Origin of the sequence: Bradyrhizobium sp. ISRA442, assembly GCF_038085055.1 — a bacterium.
GTDB lineage: Bacteria > Pseudomonadota > Alphaproteobacteria > Rhizobiales > Xanthobacteraceae > Bradyrhizobium.
Genome location: NZ_JALGCN010000016.1, coordinates 109,149 through 132,055 on the forward strand (window position 1 = coordinate 109,149; position 22,907 = coordinate 132,055).

At 64.6% G+C, this 22,907-nt stretch carries 21 protein-coding genes; 10 read left to right on the forward strand and 11 right to left on the reverse strand.

From position 1 onward, the window contains the following. Nucleotides 1-1,032 precede the first annotated feature (1,032 nt). Nucleotides 1,033-3,495, forward strand: coding sequence for a putative bifunctional diguanylate cyclase/phosphodiesterase (locus MTR72_RS28240; RefSeq protein ID WP_280970139.1), 2,463 nt, complete (start codon nucleotides 1,033-1,035; stop codon nucleotides 3,493-3,495). Here the strand turns inward: MTR72_RS28240 and MTR72_RS28245 are convergent. The 3 genes from MTR72_RS28245 to thrS form a co-directional block, all read right to left on the reverse strand. Next, complete coding sequence (locus MTR72_RS28245) at nucleotides 3,481-4,749, reverse strand: serine hydrolase domain-containing protein (protein WP_280970140.1); 1,269 nt, start codon at nucleotides 4,747-4,749, stop codon at nucleotides 3,481-3,483. The genes MTR72_RS28240 and MTR72_RS28245 overlap by 15 nt on opposite strands. 63 nt (nucleotides 4,750-4,812) lie before the next feature. After that, entirely contained in the window at nucleotides 4,813-5,376 is a 564-nt protein-coding gene (locus tag MTR72_RS28250; RefSeq protein ID WP_280970141.1) for a nitroreductase family protein, read from the reverse strand. Between the two features lie 94 nt (nucleotides 5,377-5,470). Continuing rightward, nucleotides 5,471-7,513 carry a threonine--tRNA ligase gene (thrS, locus tag MTR72_RS28255; protein ID WP_280970142.1) on the reverse strand — a complete coding sequence of 681 codons (2,043 nt, stop codon included), beginning with the start codon at nucleotides 7,511-7,513 and terminating at the stop codon, nucleotides 5,471-5,473. A 186-nt stretch (nucleotides 7,514-7,699) separates the two neighbouring features. Between thrS and MTR72_RS28260 the strand changes: the two genes are divergently transcribed. Continuing rightward, nucleotides 7,700-8,872 (forward strand): MFS transporter, encoded by a 1,173-nt coding sequence (locus MTR72_RS28260; protein WP_341511592.1) that lies wholly within the window; start codon nucleotides 7,700-7,702, stop codon nucleotides 8,870-8,872. 91 nt (nucleotides 8,873-8,963) lie between these two features. Beyond that, a complete protein-coding gene (locus tag MTR72_RS28265) occupies nucleotides 8,964-9,338 on the forward strand; it encodes a hypothetical protein (protein WP_280970144.1) in 375 nt (124 codons plus the stop codon). A gap of 41 nt (nucleotides 9,339-9,379) precedes the next feature. On the opposite strand, the gene MTR72_RS28270 is transcribed toward MTR72_RS28265, so the two are convergent. Continuing rightward, nucleotides 9,380-9,724 carry a GrlR family regulatory protein gene (locus MTR72_RS28270; protein ID WP_280970145.1) on the reverse strand — a complete coding sequence of 115 codons (345 nt, stop codon included), beginning with the start codon at nucleotides 9,722-9,724 and terminating at the stop codon, nucleotides 9,380-9,382. A 153-nt stretch (nucleotides 9,725-9,877) separates the two neighbouring features. Then, nucleotides 9,878-11,191 carry an alpha/beta hydrolase gene (locus MTR72_RS28275; protein ID WP_280970146.1) on the reverse strand — a complete coding sequence of 438 codons (1,314 nt, stop codon included), beginning with the start codon at nucleotides 11,189-11,191 and terminating at the stop codon, nucleotides 9,878-9,880. A gap of 308 nt (nucleotides 11,192-11,499) precedes the next feature. Between MTR72_RS28275 and MTR72_RS28280 the strand changes: the two genes are divergently transcribed. Beyond that, nucleotides 11,500-12,867: an APC family permease gene (locus MTR72_RS28280; protein WP_341511593.1), complete on the forward strand. Its 1,368-nt coding sequence runs from the start codon at nucleotides 11,500-11,502 to the stop codon at nucleotides 12,865-12,867. 2 nt (nucleotides 12,868-12,869) lie between these two features. Continuing rightward, nucleotides 12,870-14,081, forward strand: a complete 1,212-nt coding sequence (locus tag MTR72_RS28285; RefSeq protein WP_341511594.1) for a hypothetical protein — start codon at nucleotides 12,870-12,872, stop codon at nucleotides 14,079-14,081. 3 nt (nucleotides 14,082-14,084) lie between these two features. Here the strand turns inward: MTR72_RS28285 and MTR72_RS28290 are convergent, their stop codons facing one another. Beyond that, nucleotides 14,085-14,297, reverse strand: a complete 213-nt coding sequence (locus tag MTR72_RS28290; protein ID WP_341511595.1) for a hypothetical protein — start codon at nucleotides 14,295-14,297, stop codon at nucleotides 14,085-14,087. Nucleotides 14,298-14,388: 91 nt separating this feature from the next. Further along, nucleotides 14,389-14,727, reverse strand: coding sequence for a membrane protein insertion efficiency factor YidD (yidD, locus tag MTR72_RS28295; protein WP_341511596.1), 339 nt, complete (start codon nucleotides 14,725-14,727; stop codon nucleotides 14,389-14,391). Nucleotides 14,728-14,982: 255 nt separating this feature from the next. Between yidD and MTR72_RS28300 the strand changes: the two genes are divergently transcribed. Continuing rightward, complete coding sequence (locus MTR72_RS28300) at nucleotides 14,983-15,882, forward strand: COG3904 family protein (protein WP_280970151.1); 900 nt, start codon at nucleotides 14,983-14,985, stop codon at nucleotides 15,880-15,882. A 112-nt stretch (nucleotides 15,883-15,994) separates the two neighbouring features. On the opposite strand, the gene MTR72_RS28305 is transcribed toward MTR72_RS28300, so the two are convergent. Beyond that, nucleotides 15,995-16,450 carry an iron-sulfur cluster assembly scaffold protein gene (locus MTR72_RS28305; protein WP_063702939.1) on the reverse strand — a complete coding sequence of 152 codons (456 nt, stop codon included), beginning with the start codon at nucleotides 16,448-16,450 and terminating at the stop codon, nucleotides 15,995-15,997. Nucleotides 16,451-16,695: 245 nt separating this feature from the next. Between MTR72_RS28305 and folE the strand changes: the two genes are divergently transcribed. The 4 genes from folE (at nucleotide 16,696) to MTR72_RS28325 (ending at nucleotide 20,477) form a co-directional block, all read left to right on the forward strand. Further along, entirely contained in the window at nucleotides 16,696-17,388 is a 693-nt protein-coding gene (gene folE / locus MTR72_RS28310; RefSeq protein ID WP_280970152.1) for a GTP cyclohydrolase I FolE, read from the forward strand. Nucleotides 17,389-17,415: 27 nt separating this feature from the next. Then, nucleotides 17,416-17,838: a phosphoribosyl-AMP cyclohydrolase gene (hisI, locus tag MTR72_RS28315; protein WP_280970153.1), complete on the forward strand. Its 423-nt coding sequence runs from the start codon at nucleotides 17,416-17,418 to the stop codon at nucleotides 17,836-17,838. Nucleotides 17,839-18,058: 220 nt separating this feature from the next. After that, complete coding sequence (locus MTR72_RS28320) at nucleotides 18,059-19,075, forward strand: lytic transglycosylase domain-containing protein (protein ID WP_341511597.1); 1,017 nt, start codon at nucleotides 18,059-18,061, stop codon at nucleotides 19,073-19,075. A 226-nt stretch (nucleotides 19,076-19,301) separates the two neighbouring features. Continuing rightward, nucleotides 19,302-20,477: a DUF2336 domain-containing protein gene (locus MTR72_RS28325; RefSeq protein ID WP_280970155.1), complete on the forward strand. Its 1,176-nt coding sequence runs from the start codon at nucleotides 19,302-19,304 to the stop codon at nucleotides 20,475-20,477. 129 nt (nucleotides 20,478-20,606) lie between these two features. Here the strand turns inward: MTR72_RS28325 and MTR72_RS28330 are convergent, their stop codons facing one another. The 3 genes from MTR72_RS28330 to MTR72_RS28340 all read right to left on the reverse strand — a co-directional run bounded on the left by MTR72_RS28330 (nucleotide 20,607) and on the right by MTR72_RS28340 (nucleotide 22,631). Then, nucleotides 20,607-21,185: an Hpt domain-containing protein gene (locus tag MTR72_RS28330; protein ID WP_280970156.1), complete on the reverse strand. Its 579-nt coding sequence runs from the start codon at nucleotides 21,183-21,185 to the stop codon at nucleotides 20,607-20,609. 27 nt (nucleotides 21,186-21,212) lie between these two features. Beyond that, nucleotides 21,213-21,758: a response regulator gene (locus MTR72_RS28335; protein WP_280970157.1), complete on the reverse strand. Its 546-nt coding sequence runs from the start codon at nucleotides 21,756-21,758 to the stop codon at nucleotides 21,213-21,215. A 99-nt stretch (nucleotides 21,759-21,857) separates the two neighbouring features. After that, nucleotides 21,858-22,631 (reverse strand): NAD kinase, encoded by a 774-nt coding sequence (locus MTR72_RS28340; RefSeq protein ID WP_280970158.1) that lies wholly within the window; start codon nucleotides 22,629-22,631, stop codon nucleotides 21,858-21,860. Nucleotides 22,632-22,907 lie beyond the last annotated feature (276 nt).

The window sequence follows — 22,907 nt, forward strand, 5'->3', positions numbered from 1 at the left end:
GCTAGACGAAAATATTCGTCTTTACAGAAATTCTGTTTTGCCGTAGTTTTCGCTCACTCCGGCCCAAGGAAGAGGGGCGTATCGCGATCGTCACGACACGCGGGCCGGGCGGCGGTGGATGCAGGTCACGTCGGCGCGAAGGGCTTTGCAGGGCGGGCGACCGTGAGCGAAGGCATCGCGCACACGACCGGTGTGATCAGCGTACGGCAAAATCGTGTGGTCCTGGCGCCCGGAGTCTGTGCGTCAAGTCTTGCGGAGATGTGGCGGCCCGACCGGACCGCGCGCATCAGCCATCTGCAAGGCGACGGGGGCAATAGTGCATCGCTCCCCGGGGAGAGCGCGACATAAGCCGTTCCAACCACTGCGCAGGGAAGGCCGGGATGTTTTCCGGTTGCCCCGCGGTTTTTCCCGCTGTGCATTGTAGCGCAAACTACTCTTGCGCATGGCGGGCCATGGGAGCCAGCCGGCTCCCGGTCTTCCCTGCGCCCTCTTTCATTGGTGAGGGTGAAGCGACGAAGCAAGCTCGGGCGAAACAAGCCGCGAGAATGCGAAGCTATTTCCGAGACCGACATGCGAATTGAGAAAGCGATGCGTGTCCCCACACTTCGTCATTGCGAGCGCAGCGAAGCAATCCAGAATCCTTCCGCGGCGGCAGCCTGGATTGCTTCGCTGCGCTCGCAATGACGAGGTTGAGGCAGTTGCGTGCAATGCGCCCCACCGTCGTCCTGGCGAAAGCCAGGATCCATTACCCCGGTCAGCGTTATTGAAACGACGGCTGTGGCCACCATCGTGCCGAACAATAACCGCCTGTGGTTACGGGTCCTGGCTTTCGCCAGGACGACGAGGATGCGGCAACGTTTTCATCAGTCTCACAGCGCGTGAAAAGAAACTGTCATAGTCTCTAACGCGCACTAACCAACGCCTGACTTAAAACTGTCATAATCGCCCTTTGCGCGGAACGATCGCACGCTTTTTACATGCCGTTAAGTGGGCCTGCATTGGATGCGGCGGGAAGTTGCGTTGGGGACGATGATGAGTGCCGCAAAGAAAGCGCCGGGGAAATCGGCCACCGAGATGTTCGACGACATGCCGGTGCTTCAGCGCAAATGGCGTGCTGCGCTGCGCCCGGGCGAGCGGCTTCCGCGCTACGAGGATGTGATGCTCGGCAGCCTTGGGCGGCTCGCCGACCATATCGCACTCCTGAAGGGCGACGGCGCGCTCGAACTGTCGCGCAGCGGACGCTACGTGCAGAAATGGCTCGGCGACGAGCGCTGGGACATTCCGGTCACGGAGCTGGCGCCGGACTGCGCCACCGCACTGTCGGAAGCGGTGGCGAGCGCGCTCGAGAACGGGCGGCCGTATCAGGCAAGCGCGCATTGTGTCCGCGACGGCATGGTCAGGACCTACGACGTGCTGGCGCTGCCGACCGCCTCGCGCTGGGGCGCGACGTTGGTCGGTGCCTATGTCAACGAGCGCGGCGCTCAATACAATCTTCTCGACGCGATCTTCTCGTCGACCGACGACGCGGTGGTGTCGCTGGCGACGCTGCGCGACGCTCATGGCCAGCCGTTCGATCTGCAGGTCGTCCATCACAACAGGAGCGCGGAGCTGCTGCTGAACGTCGCGAACCGCGGCCTGTTGTGGCGCCGTATCAAGGAGAGCGGAACGCTGCTGGCCTCAAGCGAGATCATGGCAATCCTGTTTGCGGCGGTCTCCGGCGGCCGCAGCGAGCAGCTCGAGATCGAGGCGGATGGCCGCCATCTGCGCCTGAGCGCCACTGCCTTCGCCGATATCGTCTCGCTGACGATCTCCGACGTCACGGCGCTGAAGCGGCGCGACGCCTCGTTCCGCTTGCTGTTCGACAACAACCCGATGCCGATGTGGGTGTTCGACGCGGAGACGAAGAAATTTCTCGGCGTCAACGACGCCGCGGTCCAACACTACGGCTACAGCCGCGCCACCTTCCTGCGCATGACGCTGCCCGAGATCTGGCCGCAGGACGAGTGGGACAGCCACGCCGAAGCGCTCGAACGCATCGGCGATGCCTATCACTCCTCGCGCAACTGGCGGCATCTCCGCGCCGACGGCAGCGAGATCGAGGTCCTGACCTTCGGCCGCCGCGTCACCTTCAATGATCGCGATGGCTATCTGGTCGCGGTGGTCGATATCACCGAGCGGCGCAAGGCCGAGGCTCGCATCGCCCACATGGCGCACCATGACGGACTCACGGACCTGCCGAACCGCGAATATTTCCAGGACCGCTTGCGGCAGGCGCTCGACCAGTCCGGCGGCAAGCGGGTCGGCGTGCTCTGCATCGATCTCGACCTGTTCAAGAACGTCAACGATTCCTTCGGCCATCCCGTCGGCGACCGCCTGCTGAAGCAGGTCGCCGAGCGGCTCGCAACGGCGATCCGCGGCCCCAACCTTGCCGCGCGGCTCGGTGGTGACGAGTTCGCGGTGATCTTGGCGGCGGACGTCTCGCCGAACGAGGCCAGCGCCTGCGCCACGCTGCTGATCGAGATGCTGAGCGCGCCCTATGACGTCGACGGGCTCGAGACGGTGATCGGCGCGAGCATCGGCATCGCGTTGTCGCCGGGTGACGGCGCGACGTCGGAGGAATTGCTGCGCAATGCCGACATGGCGCTGTACCGCGCAAAGTCGGACGGCGGCGGCGTACACCATTTCTTCGAGCGGGAGATGGACCTCCAGGCGCAGAAGCGGCGAGATATGGAAGTCGATCTGCGCCGTGCCTTCGCCAATGGCGAGTTCGAGCTGCACTACCAGCCGCTGGTGTCGATCGCATCCGATCGCATCTCCGGCTTCGAGTCGCTCCTGCGCTGGCGCCATCCGGACAAGGGCATGATCTCGCCGGCGGAATTCATCCCCGTCGCCGAGGACATCGGCCTGATCACCCAGCTCGGCGAATGGGTGCTGCGCGAAGCCTGCGCCGAGGCGGTGAAATGGCCTGTTGACGTCAAGGTCGCCGTCAATCTGTCGCCCGCGCAATTCCGCAGCCGCAATCTGGTTCAGGTCGTGATCTCGGCCTTGGCGCAGTCCGGCCTGTCGCCGCGGCGGCTCGAGCTCGAGATCACCGAGTCGATCTTCCTCGCCGAGACCGATGCCAATCTCGCGATCCTGCACCAGTTGCGCGAGCTCGGCGTCGGCATCTCCATGGACGATTTCGGCACCGGCTATTCGAGCCTCAGCTACCTGCGCAGCTTCCCCTTCGACAAGATCAAGATCGACCGCTCCTTCGTCAAAGACCTCGCGCAGCGTCCCGATTGCGGTGCGATCGTGCGCGCCATCTCGGGACTCGGACGCAGCCTCAACATCACGACGACCGCCGAAGGCGTCGAGACCGAGGACCAGCTCGACTGGCTGCGCGCGGAAGGCTGCAACGAGGTGCAGGGTTTTCTGTTCAGCGCGGCGCGGCCTGCCGCCGAAATCGCCAAGCTGCTCACCGAGTTCGGCCAGCGCGCCTCACGGGCGGCGTAGTTCGGGAGGATAACAGTCGTAGACGAGGGCCTTGAAGGCAGGCGTGATGCGGCCGCGCTCGTTCTGGGTCTGCTGCATCATGATGTAGACCATGTCGAGCTTGGGATCGACGCCGAAATAGGTGCCGCTGCCCGAGTCCCACTTCAATTCGCCGATCGAGCCCGGCGGCGGCGGCTTCGCGTTGCCGGGATCGGTGCGCACCGCAAGGCCGTAGCCGTAGCCGAAACCGTCGCCCGGGAAATAGAAATAGTCGCGCCCGACGCCGGAGCCCGGCCCGATGTGATCGGTCGTCATGTCCTTGAACGCAGCCGGGCTCAGGTAGCGCTTGCTCTCGAACTCGCCGCCGTTGAGCAGCATCTGCGCGAAGCGCTGATAGTCGGTGATGGTCGAGAGCAGGCCGCCGCCGCCGGATTGCCATTCGGGATGGTCGAGGCGTTCGCGCTCGGCGGCGAGCAGGATGTGGTCGCTCGGCAGCGGACGCGCCATCCGCGCAAGCTCCTCCTCTGTCGCCAGCACGAACTTGGTGCTGCTCATGCCGAGCGGATCCAAGATGTGCTGCTTCAGGAAGTCGTAGAGCCTCTGTCCGGAAATCACCTCGATGACGCGGCCGAGCACGTCGGTCGAGTGACCGTAGCGCCACAGCGTCCCTGGCTGGCGCGCCAGCGGCAGGCGCGCGATGCGCTCGGCGAATTCCCTATTGTCGAACTGGCCCTCGAAGATATTGGCCGCCTTATAGGCCTGCTCGACCCATTTGCCGCCGATATAGTCGTAGCTGATCCCCGAGGTGTGCCGCATCAGATCCTGGATGCTCACGGGACGGTTCGGCGGCACGAGATCCAGCGCCAGCTTGCCGTCGGGCTTGGTGACCTCCAGCCCCACTTTGGTATCGGCAAAGGACGGGATGTATTTCGACACGGGATCGGCGAGCGCGAGCTTGCCGGCATCGATCAGCATCATCGCCCCGAGGCTCGTGATCGGCTTGGTCATCGAGTGGATGGCGAAGATCGTGTCGGTCGTCATGGCAAGACCGGTCCGGACATCGCGCACGCCAAATGTCTTCAGATAGACCGGCTTGCCATGCTGCTGGACCAGGATCACGGCGCCCGGCAGCCGGCCGCTCGTCACCTCATTGTCGAAGAACGCCGTGATACGGTCGAGCTGTTCGGGAGCAGGGGAGGGGACGCTGGAGGCGCGCCCGCGCGCCATCGTGCCGGCCAGCAGTGCCGCTCCGACGAGAAATTCACGCCGCTTCATCCGGGCTTCCTCCCTCGCCGGGATCAAAGCCGCAAGACGCTCAAGGCGTCAACAAGACATCGATTAGAATCGGGTCACGATCTCCGACAGGGCGGGGCGAGGGCGGTCCTCGCTCGGCTTGGTCGGCTTGCCGATATGCACGAAGCCGATGAGCTTTTCGTCCGGCTTGAGGCCAAGCCCGTCCATCACGTCGCGATCGAAGGCGAACCAGCCAGTCAGCCAGCAGGCGCCGTAGCCGAGCGCCGTCGCCGCCGTGAGAATGTTCATGGCGCTGGCGCCCGCTGACAATTCCTGCTCCCACCCCGGCACCTTCGGATGCGGCTTGGTGAAGCTGACGATGCCGATCACCAGCGGGGCGTCTGTGAGCCGCTTCCGCTCGATCTCGATGTCGGCCGCCGCCGCCCCGGGATTCTTCCGGGCGAAAACCTTGGCAATCACCTCGCCGGCGCGCGCACGTGCGTCGCCCTCGAAGATGATGAAGCGCCACGGCGCGAGCTTGCCGTGGTCGGGCACGCGCGCACCGATGGTCAAGATGGTCTCGAGCTCGGCCGGCGAGGGGCCGGGCCCTATCATCTCGCGCGGCTTGACCGAGCGGCGGGTCTTCAGGAGTTCGATGGCGTCCGGCACTTGCGGTATCCTCTTCGGCTGGTCGTCGGGCGTGCAATCCCGAGATAGGCATGCACGCCCGCAACCGAAAGCCGGTTTAGATCGATTAAAGGGATCAGACCGCACCCCGCGCCCGCCGGACGTCCGGCGGGGTCGCCTCGTCGAGGAGCGCGGCGAGCGCCTCCTGCGTCGTCATCACCTTCTGTCCCTCGCTGCCGAGCCGGCGGACGGAGACCGAGTGCGTCTCGGCCTCTTTCTTGCCGACCACGAGCAGCGCCGGGATCTTGGCCAGCGAGTGCTCGCGGACCTTGTAGTTGATCTTCTCGTTGCGCAGATCGATCTCGACCCGCAAGCCAGCGCGCCGCGCCTGTTCCACCACCTGCTTGGCGTATTCGTCGGCCTCGGAGGTGATGGTGGTGACCACCACCTGCACCGGCGACAGCCAGAGCGGGAAGTTGCCGGCATAGTGCTCGATCAGGATGCCGATGTAGCGCTCCATCGAGCCGCAGATCGCGCGATGCACCATCACCGGCGGTTTCTTGCCGCCGTCATGGTCGATGTAGAACGCGCCGAACCGCTCCGGCAGGTTGAAGTCGACCTGCGTGGTGCCGCACTGCCAGTCGCGGCCAATGGCGTCGCGCAGCACGTATTCGAACTTCGGCCCGTAGAAGGCGCCTTCGCCCGGATTGATCTCGGTCTTGATGTGGTTGTTCTGCGACTGGATCTCGCGCAGCACGGTGGCCATCACGCGCTCGGCGTGGTCCCACATCGCGTCCGTGCCGACGCGCTTGTCCGGCCGGGTCGACAGCTTGACGGTGAGATCGCCGGTGAAGCCGAAGTCCGCATAGGTCGACAGGATGAGATCGTTGATCTTCAGGCATTCGTCGGCGAGCTGATCCTCGGTGCAGAAGATGTGCGCGTCGTCCTGGGTGAAGCCGCGCACGCGCATCAACCCGTGCATGGCGCCCGACGGCTCGTAGCGGTGTACCACGCCGAACTCGGCGAGGCGCAGGGGCAGGTCGCGGTAGCTCTTCAGTCCATGCTTGAAGATCTGCACGTGGCCGGGACAGTTCATCGGCTTCAGCGCGAACCAGCGCTTGTCCTCGGCTTCGTCGCCGGCGGACTGCGCCGCGAACATGTTCTCGCGGTACCAGCCCCAGTGGCCGGAGGTCTCCCACAGGACCTTGTCGAGGATCTGCGGCGCGTTGACCTCGCTGTAGTCGCCGGTCAGGCGTCGGCGCATATAGGCGATGAGCTGCTGGAAGATGGTCCAGCCCTTGGGGTGCCAGAACACGACGCCCGGACCTTCCTCCTGGAAGTGGAAGAGATCGAGCTCGCGTCCGAGCTTGCGATGGTCGCGCTTCTCGGCCTCCTCGATCTGCCTGAGGTAGGCGTCGAGATCCTCCTGCTTGGCAAACGCCGTGCCGTAGATGCGGGTCAGCATCGGATTGTTGGAATCGCCGCGCCAATAAGCGCCGGCCACCTTCATCAATTTGAAGGCGTTTCCGATCTTGCCGGTCGAGGTCATGTGCGGGCCGCGACACAGATCGAACCAGTCGCCCTGGAAATAGATCTTGATCGGCTCGTCGCCGGGAATGGCGTCGACCAGCTCGACCTTGAAGGCCTCGCCCTTGTCGCGGAACACCTGCTTGGTCTTCTCGCGATCCCAGACCTCCTTGGTGAAGGGTTTGTCGCGCGCGATGATCTCGCGCATCTTCTTCTCGATCGCCGCGAAGTCTTCAGGAGTGAACGGCTCGTTGCGGAAGAAGTCGTAATAGAAGCCGTTCTCGATCACCGGGCCGATCGTGACCTGGGTGCCCGGCCACAGCGATTGCACGGCCTCCGCCAGCACGTGTGCGCAGTCGTGGCGGATCAGCTCGAGCGCGCGGGGATCCTCACGGCCGATCAGCTCGATCCTGGCATCCTCCTCGATTGGATCGTTGAGGTCGGCGAGCTCGCCGTCGAGCGCCATCGCCACCGTGCGCTTGGCCAGCGACGGCGAGATGCCCTTGGCGATATCGAGGCCGGTGATGCTCTTCTCGAATTGGCGCTGGGCGCCGTCAGGAAAGGTGAGGGTGACTTTGGCAGCGGGGGTCACGGGCTTCAGGTTGCTGAGGCTGTACTGGAAGCCGGATTCGGACTTGTGCTGGTCGGACATTGCTTTTCTCCTGAGGCTCACTCCTGCGAACGAGCGCAGGTAAGCGGGAACGAGCGATATATCAGGCGATTCGGCCCGTGCAATCGGGCATTTCCAAGAAAATGGACGCGTGAACCGTGGGTCTTGCACCAACTATTTCGCGGCACGCCCTTTAACTCGCTGCTGGCGTCCGCTACATGCACCTGCATGCAAAGTGCCCCCGCCGCCCGCCGTTTCGCGCCGACCGCCCTGATGCTTGGAAATATCGTCACCGGCTGCTCGGTGCTGGCGCCGGCGGGGATGCTGCCGGAATTGGCGGCGGGGCTTGACGTCAGTGTCCATGCGGCCGGCCTTCTGATCACCTTCGGTGCGATCACGCTGTGCATCGGCTCGCCGCTGACGGCCTGGCTGACCAGCCGCATCGAACGGCGAATGCTGCTCACCCTGACACTTGCGCTGCTTGCCGCGGGCAATCTGGCCTCGGCGTTTGCCTCCGACTATGCGAGCCTGCTCGCCATCCGCCTGGTGATGCTCGCGGTCGGCGCGCTCTATACGCCGCAGGCCGCCGGCACCGCCGCACTGATCGTGCCGGTCGAAAAGCGCGGCAGCACCATCGCATACGTCTTTCTCGGCTGGTCGCTTGCCGCCGCCGTTGGTCTGCCGCTGATCACCTTCATCGCCAGCCGCTACGGCTGGCGCGCGGCCTATGGCGAGATCGGCGTGCTCGGCTGTGTCAGCTTCCTGTTGTTGCTGCTGCGCCTGCCCGCAGGCTTAAGAGGCGCGCGGGTGGACCTGAAGACCTGGAGTGAGGTCGGCCGCAACCGGACGATCGTGCTGCTGCTTGCGATCACCATGCTGCAGATGTCCGGGCAGTTCGTAGTGTTCACCTTCATGGGACCGCTGCTCACAAAGATGACCGGTGCAAGCCCTGATGCGATCGGCCTGGTGTTTGCTCTCTACGGCGTCTGCGGTTTCCTCGGTGTCGCCGTCGCCAGCCGGATTGTCGACACTTGGGGGCCCTATCGAACTTCGGTGTTGTTCACCTGCCTGCTGCTCACGGGCATTGCGGGATGGGCGTTGAGTGCCGGCAGCTATGTGATGATGGCCATTTCGGTCGCGATCTGGGGACTGGGCTTTGCCTCGACCAATTCGATGCAGCAGGTGCGGCTGGTTGCGGCAGCGCCGCCGCTCGCCTCGGCAACCGTCGCGCTCAACACCTCGGTCCTCTACATCGGCCAGGCCATCGGCTCCGCCGTCGGCGGGCTCCTGTTTGCCGGCGAACTGCTGCACACGCTCGGCTTCGTGGCCGTCGGCTTCGTCGGCCTGGCGCTGAGCCTGGTCGCGCTGACCCGGCCACGGCCCGCCGCTGCGCCGGCCTAGTCCTTGCGTTTTCGTGTGCGCAAGGCGCTTGGCAAACCGCGCGGGAGAGCGCTAGAAGGCGAGGCATGGGGACCAAAGAGGGTTGACTGAGATGAGGATGATTTTGGCGGTTGCCGCGGTGCTCTATTCAGCGTCCGCGTTTGCGCAAACCGACAAGCCACCGATGGTCGGGGACAAGCCACTGGTGCAGGTCCAGTCCAAGGGGACCAAGCCGGCGGCCACCACCGCGGCGGCGCCGAAGGGCAAGCCGCAGTCGGTCGCGGTGCGGCTCCAGGCCTGCCTCGACATCGACGACGGCACCAAGGACCGCCTCAACTGCTACGACGCGGTGATCCCGCCGGTGCCGAAGCCGAAGCCCGCGAAGGCCAAGGGCGTCGCCGATTGCCGCTTCCTCAAGGAAGAGGACGAGCGGCTGGCCTGCTTCAACGGTTTTGCCGAGAGCATTCCGAAGCTGCCCAAGACCTAAGGTTCACGAGACCTGAGTTTCAAGAGACCTGATGCCGGCGCTCAGTCGCTCAGCCGGCTCAGCACCGCCCGGAAGGCAACGCCCGGCACTTGCAGTGCGCTGCCTTCGAACTCGGCCGTGTCGCCGTCCTCACGGCCGGTGAGCGTCAGGGTGATCCTGTCGGTCCCGAACAGCGGCTTGAAAGACGGATCGTCGTTGTAGCGCTCGGTCGAGATCTTGACCTTGATGCCGTCGCCTTCGCCCGTATAGGTGCCGATGAAGGCGAAGGCGGAATTGCCGCCCCGCATCTTGCCGTCGCTTACATAGACTACGCCACAGCCGGTGCCGTGAACCGTATGGAAGTCGACCTTATAGAGCCCCTGACGCACTGTCCGTCCCCGCAGCATTCCAGTTCCGATTCCGGGCGCACGTTATGGCCGCCGTTGGCGGAAACAATCCGGAGAAGCGCTGATAGGTTCGCCCATCAACATCACACTTTGATCAACGCGTGGAGGAATCGAAGACAGCGCAGCAGGACACTGGCGCTGGCGCTGTGCGGCCTAGCGGCTCGATGCGGATGAATTGGTCGCTACAACACGTGTCAGCGCCAGCGATGGCGTTTCGGACATCTTGACCAGCACGTCCTTGAGCGGATTGCGTGTCCAGGCGTGGGTCACATAATCGCGATGGGTGATGCCGTCGCCGGTTTCGACGAATATCACGCTGCCGGGACGCAGCGGACCGTCCATGGCCTCGGAGACGCTGATGCCCTTCTGACGCAGCATGCTCATCAGCTCGCGGTCGCGCCGGGCGGTGTAATGGGTGTAGGAGCTGACGAAGAAGCCGGAGCGATGGCTCTCGATCCACGACGCGAACTTGTCGAGCTCGCCATAGACGGCATCGAGCAGCACGACGCCGCGAACGCGGTCGCTGATGCCGCCCACCTCGAGGCTCCAGGCGGTGGGCAGGAAACCGCCGCTGTAGCCGACGATGACGATTGGCATGTTGGCGAAGGCGCGTGCGCTGCTGGGATCGCCGGTGAGGCGGGCAAGATGCTCGGCCGACTCCGCGATGAAGCGCTTGAGACCGCCGGGCTGCCAGAACTTGCCGGCGCTGGAGTCGGCGGCATCGACGGCCATCTGCGGTGCGAGGAGCACGGCGTTGGCGCCGGAATCGGTGATCTGCTGCGGCACAAGCTGCCGGTCGCGCACGTCGCGCGCCAACGTCGCGCCGTTGCCATGGAAGAACACCACGATCACGCCCGGCCTGCGCACGTCGAAATGCTCGGGGACATGCACCAGCACGCGGCTGTCGCTGTAGGTCTCGTCCTGCCAGTAGACCCGTCCCGAATAGCTGCGATGGCCGCGCCGGTCGCCCTTGGAGATGTTCAGGAACGGTGCGTCAGAGGCGGGGTTGTTGCCGAAATACGGAAAGGCCGACGATTTCATGCTGACCAGCGTCGTCAAGTCTTCGCGCTGTGGACGCTGATACGGAACCTGCGGCTCGAGCGACGCCACCTTGTAGGGCGGCTGCTCCGGCTCTTGCTGTACGGCGCGCTTGGGCGAGAAGTCCGACATCTGCCGCTGCAGGAAACTCTCGCTCACGGACGGGAAGCGATCCCTGAACTGCGGGCCAGGGAAGCGATCGTCGAACGTGTCGCCGCTTGCGACCTTGGTCTTGGCGACAACCTGTGGGTTGGCCTGCGAGTTCGCCGCGAGCGCCGCGGGATTGGGCGCGTTGCCGCATTGAACCAGCGTCAGCGAAAGCGTTGTCAAGGCTGAGATCAGGCCGATCCGGAGCGCACGAGCGTACACACCGGACGTCGTCCGGTGCGCACGCGCGTCAACTCTCAGTTTCGGAACGGCCCCGACCATCCACCCATGACCCCGATCCAGCGGCTTGAGGCTAATTGAGCCGACTGGCGTTTAGGTGACGTTAAGTGTCCGGAGAAACTTTCCCCACATCCGGAACGCCGCAAAGGACCATGCAATCGTGTCGTGATTGTGGGAGGGAAAGGCTGATTTGGCGGGCCTCAGGCGCGTTATTGCCCGGAAAGGTGCATGAAAGGTGGTTGGATACCGAGTTGGGCCGCCTCATTTAACCCTTGTTAACCCTGCTTGAATTGACTGGACCGGACTGCACGATGCGCCCACGAGGGCGACGCCTGAGGTTAAGAACCCCGATGACGGCATCAGATGCGGGAACTGCGCCCTGGACTGGCCGCCTGACTGAAGGTGGGGCCGGGGTGTCCGCGCTGGTCGCGACCGCCATCGTCGTTGCGGACATGGTCGGGGTCGGCGTCTTCACCAGTCTCGGCTTCCAGGTCAAGGACATCCCGTCCGGCTTCTCGATCCTGCTGCTGTGGACCGTCGGCGGCATCGTCGCGTTGTGTGGCGTATTCTCCTACAGCGAGCTCGGCGCGATGTTTCCGCGCTCGAGCGGCGAATACAACTTCCTCGGCCGCGCCTATCATCCCGCCTTCGGCTTTCTCGCGGGCTGGGTCTCGGCGACGGTGGGCTTTGCGGCACCGGTCGCGCTTGCGGCCATGGCCTTCGGCGAATATGCGAAATCGGTCTTCCCCGATCTGCCGCCGATGCCGCTCGCCATCGGCGTGGTTTGGCTGGTCTCGATCGTACAGCTCACCGGCGTCAGGCATTCCTCGACCTTTCAGTTGATCGCGACCATCCTGAAGGTCGTGCTGATCGTCGCGTTCCTGGTCGCCGGTTTCGTCATCGGCGCGCCGCAGCCGATCTCCTTCACGCCGCAAGCAGGCGACCTTGCCCATATCGTCAGCGCGCCCTTCGCGATCGGGCTCGTGTTCGTGATGTATTCGTTCTCGGGCTGGAATGCCGCGACCTACATCATCGGCGAGATGCGCACGCCGCAGCAGAGCCTGCCGCGTGCGCTGCTCGCGGGCACGCTGATCGTGTTGCTGCTGTATGTCGCGCTCAACGCCGTGTTTCTCTATTCAACGCCAATCGATGCGCTTGCGGGCCAGCTCGACGTCGCGAGCGTTGCCGGCAGCGCCATCTTCGGCAGCATCGGCGGCCGGATCGTCGGCGCGATGATCTGCGTCGGCCTGATCTCCTCCATCAGCGCGATGATGTGGATCGGCCCGCGCGTGATGATGACGATGGGTGAGGACATCCCGGCCTTGCGCGTGTTCTCGCGGCGGTCAGTGAGCGGCGCACCGGCCTATGCCATCCTGTTTCAGCTCGCGGTCGCCAACCTGCTCCTGTTCACGCGCAGCTTCGAGGTCGTGCTGGACTTCATCCAGTTCGCGCTGCTGTTCTGTTCGTTCTTCACCGTCGCAGGCGTCATCAAGCTGCGCATCACCGATCCCGACCTGCCGCGCCCCTATCGCGCCTGGGGATACCCGTTCACGCCGCTGCTTTTCCTGCTCGTGACCGCCTTCATGATGTACTACCTGTCGATGGAGCGGCCGCTACAGTCGCTTTCGGGGATGCTCGTCATGCTCGCGGGCCTGTTGATTTACGCTGTTTTCCGCAGGCGGCCGGCCGCCGCTGCCCCTTCATCACATCGCGAATAGACATGTTTCGATCCTTCAAGATTGCGGCCGTTGCTCTTGCTCTGTCGTTCGCGGGCGCTCCCTTCGCGCGCGCCGCCGACGTGACCTTTGACGACACGGCGCGTTTCCTCGCAGGCGTGCAGCCTTCGGCGGACTCGCCCCTTCTGCCATTGACGAGGGATCCTGTCTGGCAGCACCACGCAAAATTCTTCGACGGTGCCTTCGCCCAGCTCGAGCAGCGGCAATTGTCGAGGATCCGCAACTGGGCCGAGGTCAATCTTGCCGCGCCGAGGCCGACCATGTTCTACATGTTCAGCGGCCCGGACTTCCTCTACGCCGACGCCTTCTATTCCAAGGCGAGCACCTATGTGCTCGGCGCGCTCGAGCCGGTCGGCGCGGTGCCCGATCTGGCGAAACTGCCGCGCGGTTCGGTCGGTGCCGCGCTCTACAGCGTCGAGCGCTCGCTGAGCTCGATCCTGAGCTTTTCCTTCTTCATCACCAAGCACATGAAGGTCGACCTGCACGCCAACCAGGTCCACGGCACCTTGCCGATCCTCTACGTCTTCCTCGCACGCTCGGGCAAGACCATTCGCAACGTCGAGATGGTGGTGCTCGACGACAAGGGCGGGATGCATACGGGCAACGACAATCCGGGACCTAAGGCCACCCGCGGCATCCGCATCACCTTCGTCGGCAGCGACGGCGAGGTCCGCACGCTCTATTATTTCTCGACCGATCTCTCCAATCCCAGCGCGCGCGCAACGGGATTCCTGAAATTCTGCCAGACGCTCGGGCCCGGCAACAGCCTGCTCAAGAGCGCGTCCTATCTCCTGCATTCCGGCAACTTCACCACGGTGCGCGACTGGCTGCTCGCCAACAGCGCGACCATCATCCAGGACGATTCCGGGATACCGCTTGCGAACTACAATGCGCGGCAATGGCGGTTCTTCCCGTTCGGCGGGTATCTCGGACCGATCGACGAATTTCCCGGCCGCTACCAGGAGCGCTACGCCGAATTGTTCACGCGCGCCCAGCCGATCGATTTCGGCATCGGCTATCGCTGGCGCACGCATGAATCAAACTTGCTGCTGTCGGTGAAGGTGCCGGGAGGTGAGGCCGTGCCGGCGGCGGAGGCGACGTCATCCGCAGAGCCGTCCCCGAAGCCGCCGCGCCCGAAGCGGCTGCGTCCACCCGAGCCGATCCCGCCGCCTGGTCGCTTCTTCTGGTTCCGTTAGTCGCTACCAGTGCACGCTCTGGCTCGGCACGATGAACGCCGTTGTGCTCGGCGGCATGGAAAAGCTCGTCGCCAAGTACCAGCCTGAGCCCAGCACGAGCGCCAAAAGCGCGATGATGGCGAGCAGGTCGATGGTTCTGGGATCGTGGCCCCTCGGGCTAATTCGAAGATGCGAACCAAGGTTGAAATGAAAATGAGGGCTGATTTTCCAGCGCATTGTTGTTTCCTCCCGTGGGAGTATCAAAACAACGCGAGCGGAAAGTTCCGGTTCCGGTCGGGGCAGCGATGCACAAAGCACCGCAATAAAATCAGGAGGCATTGACGCCGCGCCAGCGGCCGTAGCGCCAGGGCAGGTACCAACGCGCGCCTTCGGGTGCGGTGAGCGGCACGCGATCGATGCCTGAAGTGCCGAAGGGATGGCAGCGCAACAAACGCGCGATCGTCATCCAGCCACCGGCCCAGAGTCCGAAGCGTTCAATCGCCTCGTCGCCGTAGACGGAGCAGGTCGGCAGGTGCCGGCAATTGTAACCGACCAATGGCGACAGCGTGTGCCGGTAAAGCCAGATCAGCGCACGCCAAAAATTGCGTGGGAGTCGCAGGAACGAACCGGCAATTGTGGAACCGACCTCTGATGCTGAATGCTTCATGATGATGTGCGGCCTGCCGCAAACCTATGCCTCGAGCTGCGCGGTTCCTATGCACGGAACAGCAACATGTTGCGCGCGTGCCATATTTTGCCTGTTTTTAGGGAGCAGTGCAGCAAGTCCATATGGACGATCTGTATTCCCCCGGATACCATTTTTGTGACAGCCGTGGGATAGGACATACGTCTGTATGATGGACTCATCGGGCGCGAAGCGGGGATAACTCGCGCAATATCGGGGCTTGGGGAAGGAACCATTTTGAGACTCCTGAAGTCGCTTGATCTTCGCGGTTGGTTGGTCGTGGGAACCGCTGCTTGTTGCGTCGCGCTGGCGGGCGCGGTCGCGACCTTCACCTCTACTGCAAACGCCGGCGCTGCGCTTGAAGAGCGCAAGCTGCCGATGAAGTTCAATTGGGTCGCATGCGAGCCGAACTGTCGCGGCTGGGTCAGCGCGGTCGGCATCATCACGGCGGATACGCCGAAGGCCTTCGAGGATTTCGCGCGCGGGCGCCAGCTTGGCGGGATGACCGTCGTCCTCGACTCCAGCGGTGGTTCGGTCAATGACGCGATCACGCTCGGCCGACGTTTCCGCAACCTCGGCGTCATGACCACTGTCGGCATCACGCAGCAGAACCGTGGCGGGCAGGGGGCTCGTCCGGCGGTCGCGCCCGAGGCCTACTGCGAATCCATGTGCGTGTTCCTGCTGCTGGCCGGCAAGAAGCGTTACGTGCCCGAGACTGCGCATGTACGAGTCCATCAGATCTGGATGGGCGATCGCGCCGACGACGCCAAGGCGGCGAGCTACAGCGCGCAGGATCTTATGATCGTGGAGCGCGACATCGGCCGGCTCGCCAAATACACCTTCGACATGGGCGGCGCGGGCGATTTGCTGTCGCTCGCATTGAACGTGCCGCCGTGGGAAGACCTGCACGAGCTCGACGCTGGCGAGCTGAAGCTCACCAATCTCGTGACGACTGACCTGGTGGCCGACGTGCTGCCGAACGTCAACGTCTCGGCGCCCGCGATGGCCGACCTTGCACCAAAGTCGCAGGAGAGGTTCGGCGAGGAACCGGGGCAGCCGCATCCGGCCAAGTCGACCAAGACGGCGGAAGCGTCGGTGCCGACCGGCGCCGCGCCGGTGGCGGCGTCGCAGAAGTAAGATTCTCCTGGTCATTCCGGGGCGTCGCGAAGCGGCGAACCCGGAATCCGGAGATTGCGGCGCGAGATTCCGGGCGTCGCGCTGGTGCGCCCGGAATGACATCAAGAGAGACTCAGCCCTGCGCGGCGGCCGGCTGCTTGGCTTTGGCCTCGATCTGGCCGATGGCATCGACGACGGCATCGAAGGTCAGCAGCGTCGAAGCGTGACGCGCCTTGTAGTCGCGGACCGGCTCGAGGAACTTGATCTCGGCCCATTTTCCGTCCGGCGGCGCGCCGTTCTCCTTCAGCATCTTGCGAACGGTTTCGCGTAACTCACGGAGTTCGCTCGCAGTCGAGCCGACGACGTGACTTGCCATGATGGATGAGGAGGCTTGGCCGAGCGCACAGGCCTTCACGTCGTGGGCGAAGTCGGTGACGGTGTCGCCATCCATCTTCAGGTCTACCTTGACGGTCGAGCCGCAAAGTTTGGAGTGCGCGGTGGCGGTCGCATCGGGGTCCGAAAGTCGCCCCAGGCGCGGAATATTTCCGGCCAGCTCGATGATCCGTTTGTTATAGATGTCGTTCAGCATGTGATGGAGTCCAGCACTTCCTCACCGGATCGGCCTTGGCGGGCGCCGTCCACGGTCCTATATAGGGGCGGAACTGGCGGAAAAACAGTCCAGCGGTTCGGCGGCGGCGATCCAGAATTCCGTGATCGACGTTAGGGCCGAGGACCTTTTGCGCCAAGATCGGTTGTTCTCTTCAGGCGTCCGGCGGTCCTGCCGCCCCGTCTGCCGGTGACACTCCGGCCGCAGGGCCGTCGAACGGAGTTGACATGGACGCATTGATCAAACCCATCCGCCCCAACAAGCCCGCCGACAAGCAGCCCGAGAGTCGCCCCGCGGAGCTCGATCCTTCCGAATTCCTCGCGGCCGCCGTCCGTGCCGACCAGCCGCGCCCCGCGCGCGCCGAGGCCGAGCAGGCGGTGAAGACGCTGCTCGCCTATATCGGCGAGAACACCCAGCGCGAGGGTCTGCTGGACACGCCGCGACGCGTGGTCGAGGCCTTCGACGAGCTCTATCAGGGTTATCACCAGTGCCCGGCCGAGGTGCTCGACCGCACCTTCGGCGAGACCGCCGGCTATGACGACTTCGTGCTGGTGCGCGACATCGAGTTCACCTCGCAGTGTGAGCATCACATGATGCCGTTCTATGGCAAGGCGCACATCGCCTACACGCCGGTGGAGCGCGTCGTCGGCCTGTCGAAACTCGCGCGGCTCACCGACATCTTCGCGCGCCGGCTCCAGACCCAGGAGCACCTGACCGCCCAGATCGCGGCAGCGATCGACGAGATCCTCAAGCCCCGCGGCGTTGCCGTGCTGATCGAAGCCGAGCATACCTGCATGTCGGTGCGTGGCGTCGCCAAGCATGGCGCGATGACGTTCACCAGCCGCTTCACCGGCATGTTCCGCGACAATCCGGCGGAGCAGGCCCGCTTCCTATCCCTGGTGCGAGGCACGCAACGCTGAGCCTCGCGCGTAACTGGCGAGGGCTTCGTGTCCACCCACTCCCATGAGATTGAGGAAGGGCTCTCCTTCCAGCCCCGGTTCGACGCGGCCGGCCTCGTCACCTGTGTGGCGACGGACGCCGCGACCGGCGACGTGCTGATGGTCGCCCACATGAACGACGAGGCGCTCCGCAAGACGATAGCGACCGGCGAGGCCTGGTACTTCAGCCGCTCGCGCAACGCCTTATGGCGAAAAGGTGAGACATCGGGTCAGACCCAGCGCGTGGTCGAGATGCGGACCGATTGCGACCAGGACGCGGTCTGGCTTCGTGTCGAGCAGGTGGGCGCGGCCTGCCACACCGGCCGCAGGTCCTGCTTCTACCGCAAGGTCGAGGCCGAGCGGGCAGGCGCGAAGCTCGTCTTCGTTGAAGCCGAGCGGCTGTTCGATCCGAACGACGTCTATAAGAAATAGCTCTCCGGTCATTCCGAGGCGATGCGCCAGCATCGAACCCGGAATCCATCGCTAGACATTACGCGCGGCTGAGTGGATTCCGGGTTCATCGTTACGCGATGCCCCGGAATGACCGAGAGAGGTCTATTAACTCCGCATTAACCATACCTGTCCCACGGTGAGACGACAGGGCGCCGAATTGCCGGCGCTGCTAAACGCCGCGCGGAGCGGGCACTCCATCATGTCGGTCGACAACTCCAGTGCCATGCAGACGGCCGGTATCGATCCGTCGCGGGCGCGCATCGCCGGCGCGATCAAGCAGGCCTCCAATCTCTCTGGCGTCAGCTTCGAATACATGCTGACCACCGCCAAGATGGAGTCGGATTTCAATCCGACCGCGGGCGCCACCACCTCGTCCGCGCATGGGCTCTATCAGTTCATCGACCAGACCTGGCTCGGCACGGTGAAGGAGGCTGGCGCCCAGCTCGGCTATGGCAGCTACGCCGACGCCATCACCAAGACCTTGTCCGGCAGCTACACCGTCGATGATCCCGTTCTGAAGCGGTCGATCATGGAGCTGCGCGATGATCCGGAGGCCGCTTCAAGCATGGCTGCGGCGCTGACGCAGTCCAACAGCTTCAAGCTCACCGGCCTGCTCGGGCGCCGGCCGTCCGACAGCGAACTCTACATGGCGCATTTCATGGGGGTCGGCGGTGCCGCCAAGCTGATCGCAAATGCCGAGGACAATCCGCAAGCGGTCGGCGCGCGCCTGTTCCCGAATGCGGCCGCCGCCAACCGCTCGATCTTCTACGCCCAAGACGGCCGCGCGCGCAGCATCTCCGAAGTCTATTCGGTGCTGAACTCGCGCTATGCGAGCGCGGCGAATTCAAAGGCGACGCGGAGCGCGATGGCGATGTATGGCGACACGCCGTCGATGACGCTGGTTGCGAGCACAAACGGTGTGCAGGCCACGCCCGTGATCGACAACGCTGCCTATCTCCAGACTTTCCCGGACACGCGCGCAGTGACGCCGGTCAGCGCAACATCGACAACGACGGTGGCTGACAATGCGCCGACCGCACCGGCGTTTCGCTCGATCTATCAGCCCGGCGACGCGACGCAGCCGGTCTCGACGACGGTGCAGAAATTGTGGGGCAACAATACCTCGCCGACCTCCGTTGCCTCGGCGATGCTGGAGGTGCGACCGCCGCAGCCGCTCGATCTCTTCAGCGATCGCAGCGGCACATTCTCAAGCTAGCATCTACTCTCATGTGCCGGACAAGGCGCAGCGCGCAAGCGATGCGCCGCCGAGCCGGACCCAGCTCGCGCGCGGAGAGTGGTGACAGGCGGTCTTTGTTCCCTTAACAAAACGTCAATAAAACCAGCCAGTTATGGTGAACGCTTTGTTAAGCGTCGTGGTTTATTTTGTCTTGCGGGTGACAAGCCGTCACCATTTTTCGTTGGTTGCGTAAGCCGGAAGGACCATGATCGTTCGGCAGTTCATCAGTTGGATCAGGACGGCGCCCGCTGGCGAGCGGGCAGAGGCAACGCGGGCCTTGGCCCGCGCCTGGTTGATTTCAGACCTTTCCCACGACGACCGCATTGCCGCCGAAGGCGCGCTGTTGATGCTGCTCGACGACCCGTCGCCCCTGGTACGCCGGGCGATGGCGGAAGCCTTCGCGCGCAGCGCCGAGGCGCCGGCGGCGATCGTGCGGGCGCTGTCGGCGGACCAACCGTCCGTCGCGCTGCCGGTGCTCGAACATTCCCCGCTGCTGATCGATGCCGATCTCGTCGACATCGTCGCCACCGGCAATGACGAGGTGCAATGCGCGATCGCGCGCCGCATCGCGCTGCCGGCCTCGGTCTGCGCCGCGATCGCCGAAGTCGGCTGCGCTGCCGCGGCCCTCGAGCTGATCGAAAACCCTTGTGCCGACCTCGCGCCGTTCTCCTGGGATCGCATCGTCGAGCGCCACGGCCATCTCGCCGCGATCCGCGAGGCGATGCTGGTGCTGGAGGATCTGCCGGCCGCGACGCGCGCAGCGCTCGTCGCAAAGCTGTCCGAGACGCTGGCGCAGTTCGTCGTGGCACGGAACTGGATCAGCGCCGACCGCGCCGGTCGCATGGCGACTGAGGCGCGCGACCGCTCCACCATGAACATCGCGGCGCGCTCGCGCGGCGAGGACATGCAGGGCCTGGTGCGGCATCTGCGCGTCACGGGGCAGCTTACGGCGGGCCTGATCCTGCGCGCGCTGTTGTCGAGCAATCTCGAACTGTTCGACGCGGCGCTCGCCGAATTGTCCGATCTGCCGCTGGCACGCGTCTCCGCGCTCCTGCACGACCGTCGCGGCAGCAGCCTGCACGCACTGCTCCGCCGCGCGGGCCTGCCGGAGGCGACCTTCGCGGCCTTCCATGCCGCGCTAGAGGCCTGCCACGAGAATGGCTTCGTCGATACCGACGCCGGAGCCGTGCGGCTCCGCCGGCGCATGGTCGAGCGCGTGCTCACCCATTGCGCGACGGATCGCGGTGCCACCGGGCCACTGCTGATCCTGCTGCGCCGCTTCGCAACCGAGTCGGCGCGCGAAGAAGCGCGGCTGTTCTGCGACGAGCTCGTCGCGGACGAGGCGATCGCGCCGATTTATGATGATCCGATCGCGGCGTAGTTCAACGCTGGCGATGGAGCCGGGCGGGACCCTCGAACTCCGTCATTGCGAGCGCAGCGAAGCAATCCAGACTGTTCCCGCGGAGGGATTCTGGATTGCTTCGCTGCGCTCGCAATGACGAGGGGAGAGTTAATCTCCCGGCACGATGCTCGGCGCCAGGATCGCTTCGAGATGCTCGGGACGATCGCGATTGACGTGGGTGAGATATTCGTCGGCGACCTTGCGCAGGCGGCGGCTGAGCTCGCCGGAGACGCTGAGGCTGTCGAGCCTGGTGTTCTCGTGCACGATCGCCGCGATGGCATTGATGTGGTGCGCGAACAGCTCCGCGGGGACCTTGGCGAGATCGGGCGCATGCTCGATGACCCGACACAGGCTCTCGGCGATTCCGGCCGCCGACGGGAAGCCGAACGTCGCGGCATCGCCCTTGATGTCGTGAGCAGCGCGGAACAGCTCTCCGCGCCGGGCGTCATCGAAGCCGTCTTGCTGGATGGCGGCCCAGGCGGCAGACAGCCGGTTGACCTCGCTCGTCATCCAGTCCTTGAACTCGCCGGAGAGGCCGGCCAGCGCCTGCTCGGCGCGCCCGACCGGATCGTCCATGTCCTTGGCCTCGACCCGACGCAGCACCTTGCGCAGCGGATTGGGCTGCGTGATCACGTGATGGGTGGCGAAGGCCTTGACCTCGATGTCCCTTGCGCTGTTCTTCGCCATGATCCCTGCCTCGCCTGAGACGTTGCGCTAGATGGAGGAGCGGGCCTTGTCGAGCAGCGAGGGCTGCTGGAGCACCTCGTGCTTCTCGCCGACGCGGCGCTCGGGACCCATATAGGCGGAGTTGATGTTGCGGCGGCGGTCGGGCCCGAAATAGGTCTTGGTCTTGATGAAGGGCCGGGGATTGGCGACCACGTTGAGGATGCGTTGATAGAGGGCCTTGGCCGAGATCGGCTTGGCAAGGAATTCGGTGACCCCGGCATCGCGCGCGACCGTGACCCGGCGCTTCTCTGAATGTCCCGTCAGCATGATGATCGGCGCGTAGGGGTTACCCTTGGACTCCGGCTGCCGGATCATCTGCGCAAGCTCGAGCCCGTCGAAGATCGGCATCGCCCAGTCGGTGATGACGATGTCGGGTACGTAATGGCTGTACATTTCGAGCGCGGTCGCGCCGTCCTCGGCCTCGTAGACTTCACGCGCGCCAAAGGAATGCAGCAGCGTCCGCAGGATGCGGCGCATGTGCGGATTGTCGTCACAGACGAGGAAGCGCAGCTTGTTGAAGTCGATGCGGAACATGACGCCCGGGCCAAAGCGGTCAACCTTCGTTAACCATATCGTGCCGGGGGTTAACGAAGGGTTGCGACCGGGGCTGGGGCGAGCTCAGGGCGAGGCGGCTTAGTAGCCGAACTGTTCGCGCAAAATGCGCTCTTCCAGGCTGTGGCCGGGATCGAACAGCATGCGCATCGAGATCGTCCTGTCGGCGAGCACCTCGACGCGGCGGACGTCGCGCACCTCGTCATGGTCGGCCACCGCCGCGACCGGGCGCTTCTCGCCTTCCAGCACCTCGATCACGACATAGGCCGTGTTGGGCAGGAGAGCTCCGCGCCAGCGGCGTGGGCGGAAGGCGCTGATCGGCGTCAGCGCCAGGAGCGCGGCATTGATCGGCAGGATCGGCCCCTGGGCGGAGAGATTGTAGGCGGTTGAACCCGCCGGCGTCGCCACCATGATGCCGTCGGCGATCAGCTCGGACATGCGCTCACGCTCGTCGATCAGGATGCGCAGGCGCGCCGCCTGGAAGGTCTGCCGGAACAGGGCGACCTCGTTGATGGCGTGGTGGAGATGCACACGGTCGCGCACGTCGGTCGCGCGCATCAGGAGCGGATTGATTTCGGATTCATGCGCCGCCTCGAGCCGCGTGCGCAAATCATGTGTCGAATATTCGTTCATCAGGAAGCCGACCGTGCCGCGGTGCATGCCGTAGATCGGCTTTCCCGTGTGCATGTTCTGGTGCAGCGTCTGGAGCATGAGCCCGTCGCCGCCGAGCGCGACCACGACGTCGGCATCCTTGGGATCGCAATTGCCGTAGCGTTCGGTGAGCTGGTTGAAGGCGGTCTGTGCCTCGCTGCTCGGGCTGGCGACGAAAGCGATCCGATCGTAGGGCTTGCTCATGATCTTCCGGGCGGATGCCGCTGGCTCGAGGGGGGTGCGCCAGGGTCGTCTATACGACCTGGGCCACCATTGTCGAGGATGACCACCTCGCAAGGCAAGTGGAGGGCGGCCGGCGCGGCGGCCCGTCGCGATTCAGGGTAAAGCCACCTGGATTTGCCCCCGGCCGGCACCTGCGGCGCCGCCGGAGCTCGTGATCCCCCAAACCGTCGCAATTCCTCGCTAGTATTGCGGCAGTCACCGGCACACGACCGATGGGCGCGTATTGCCGGGCAGGGA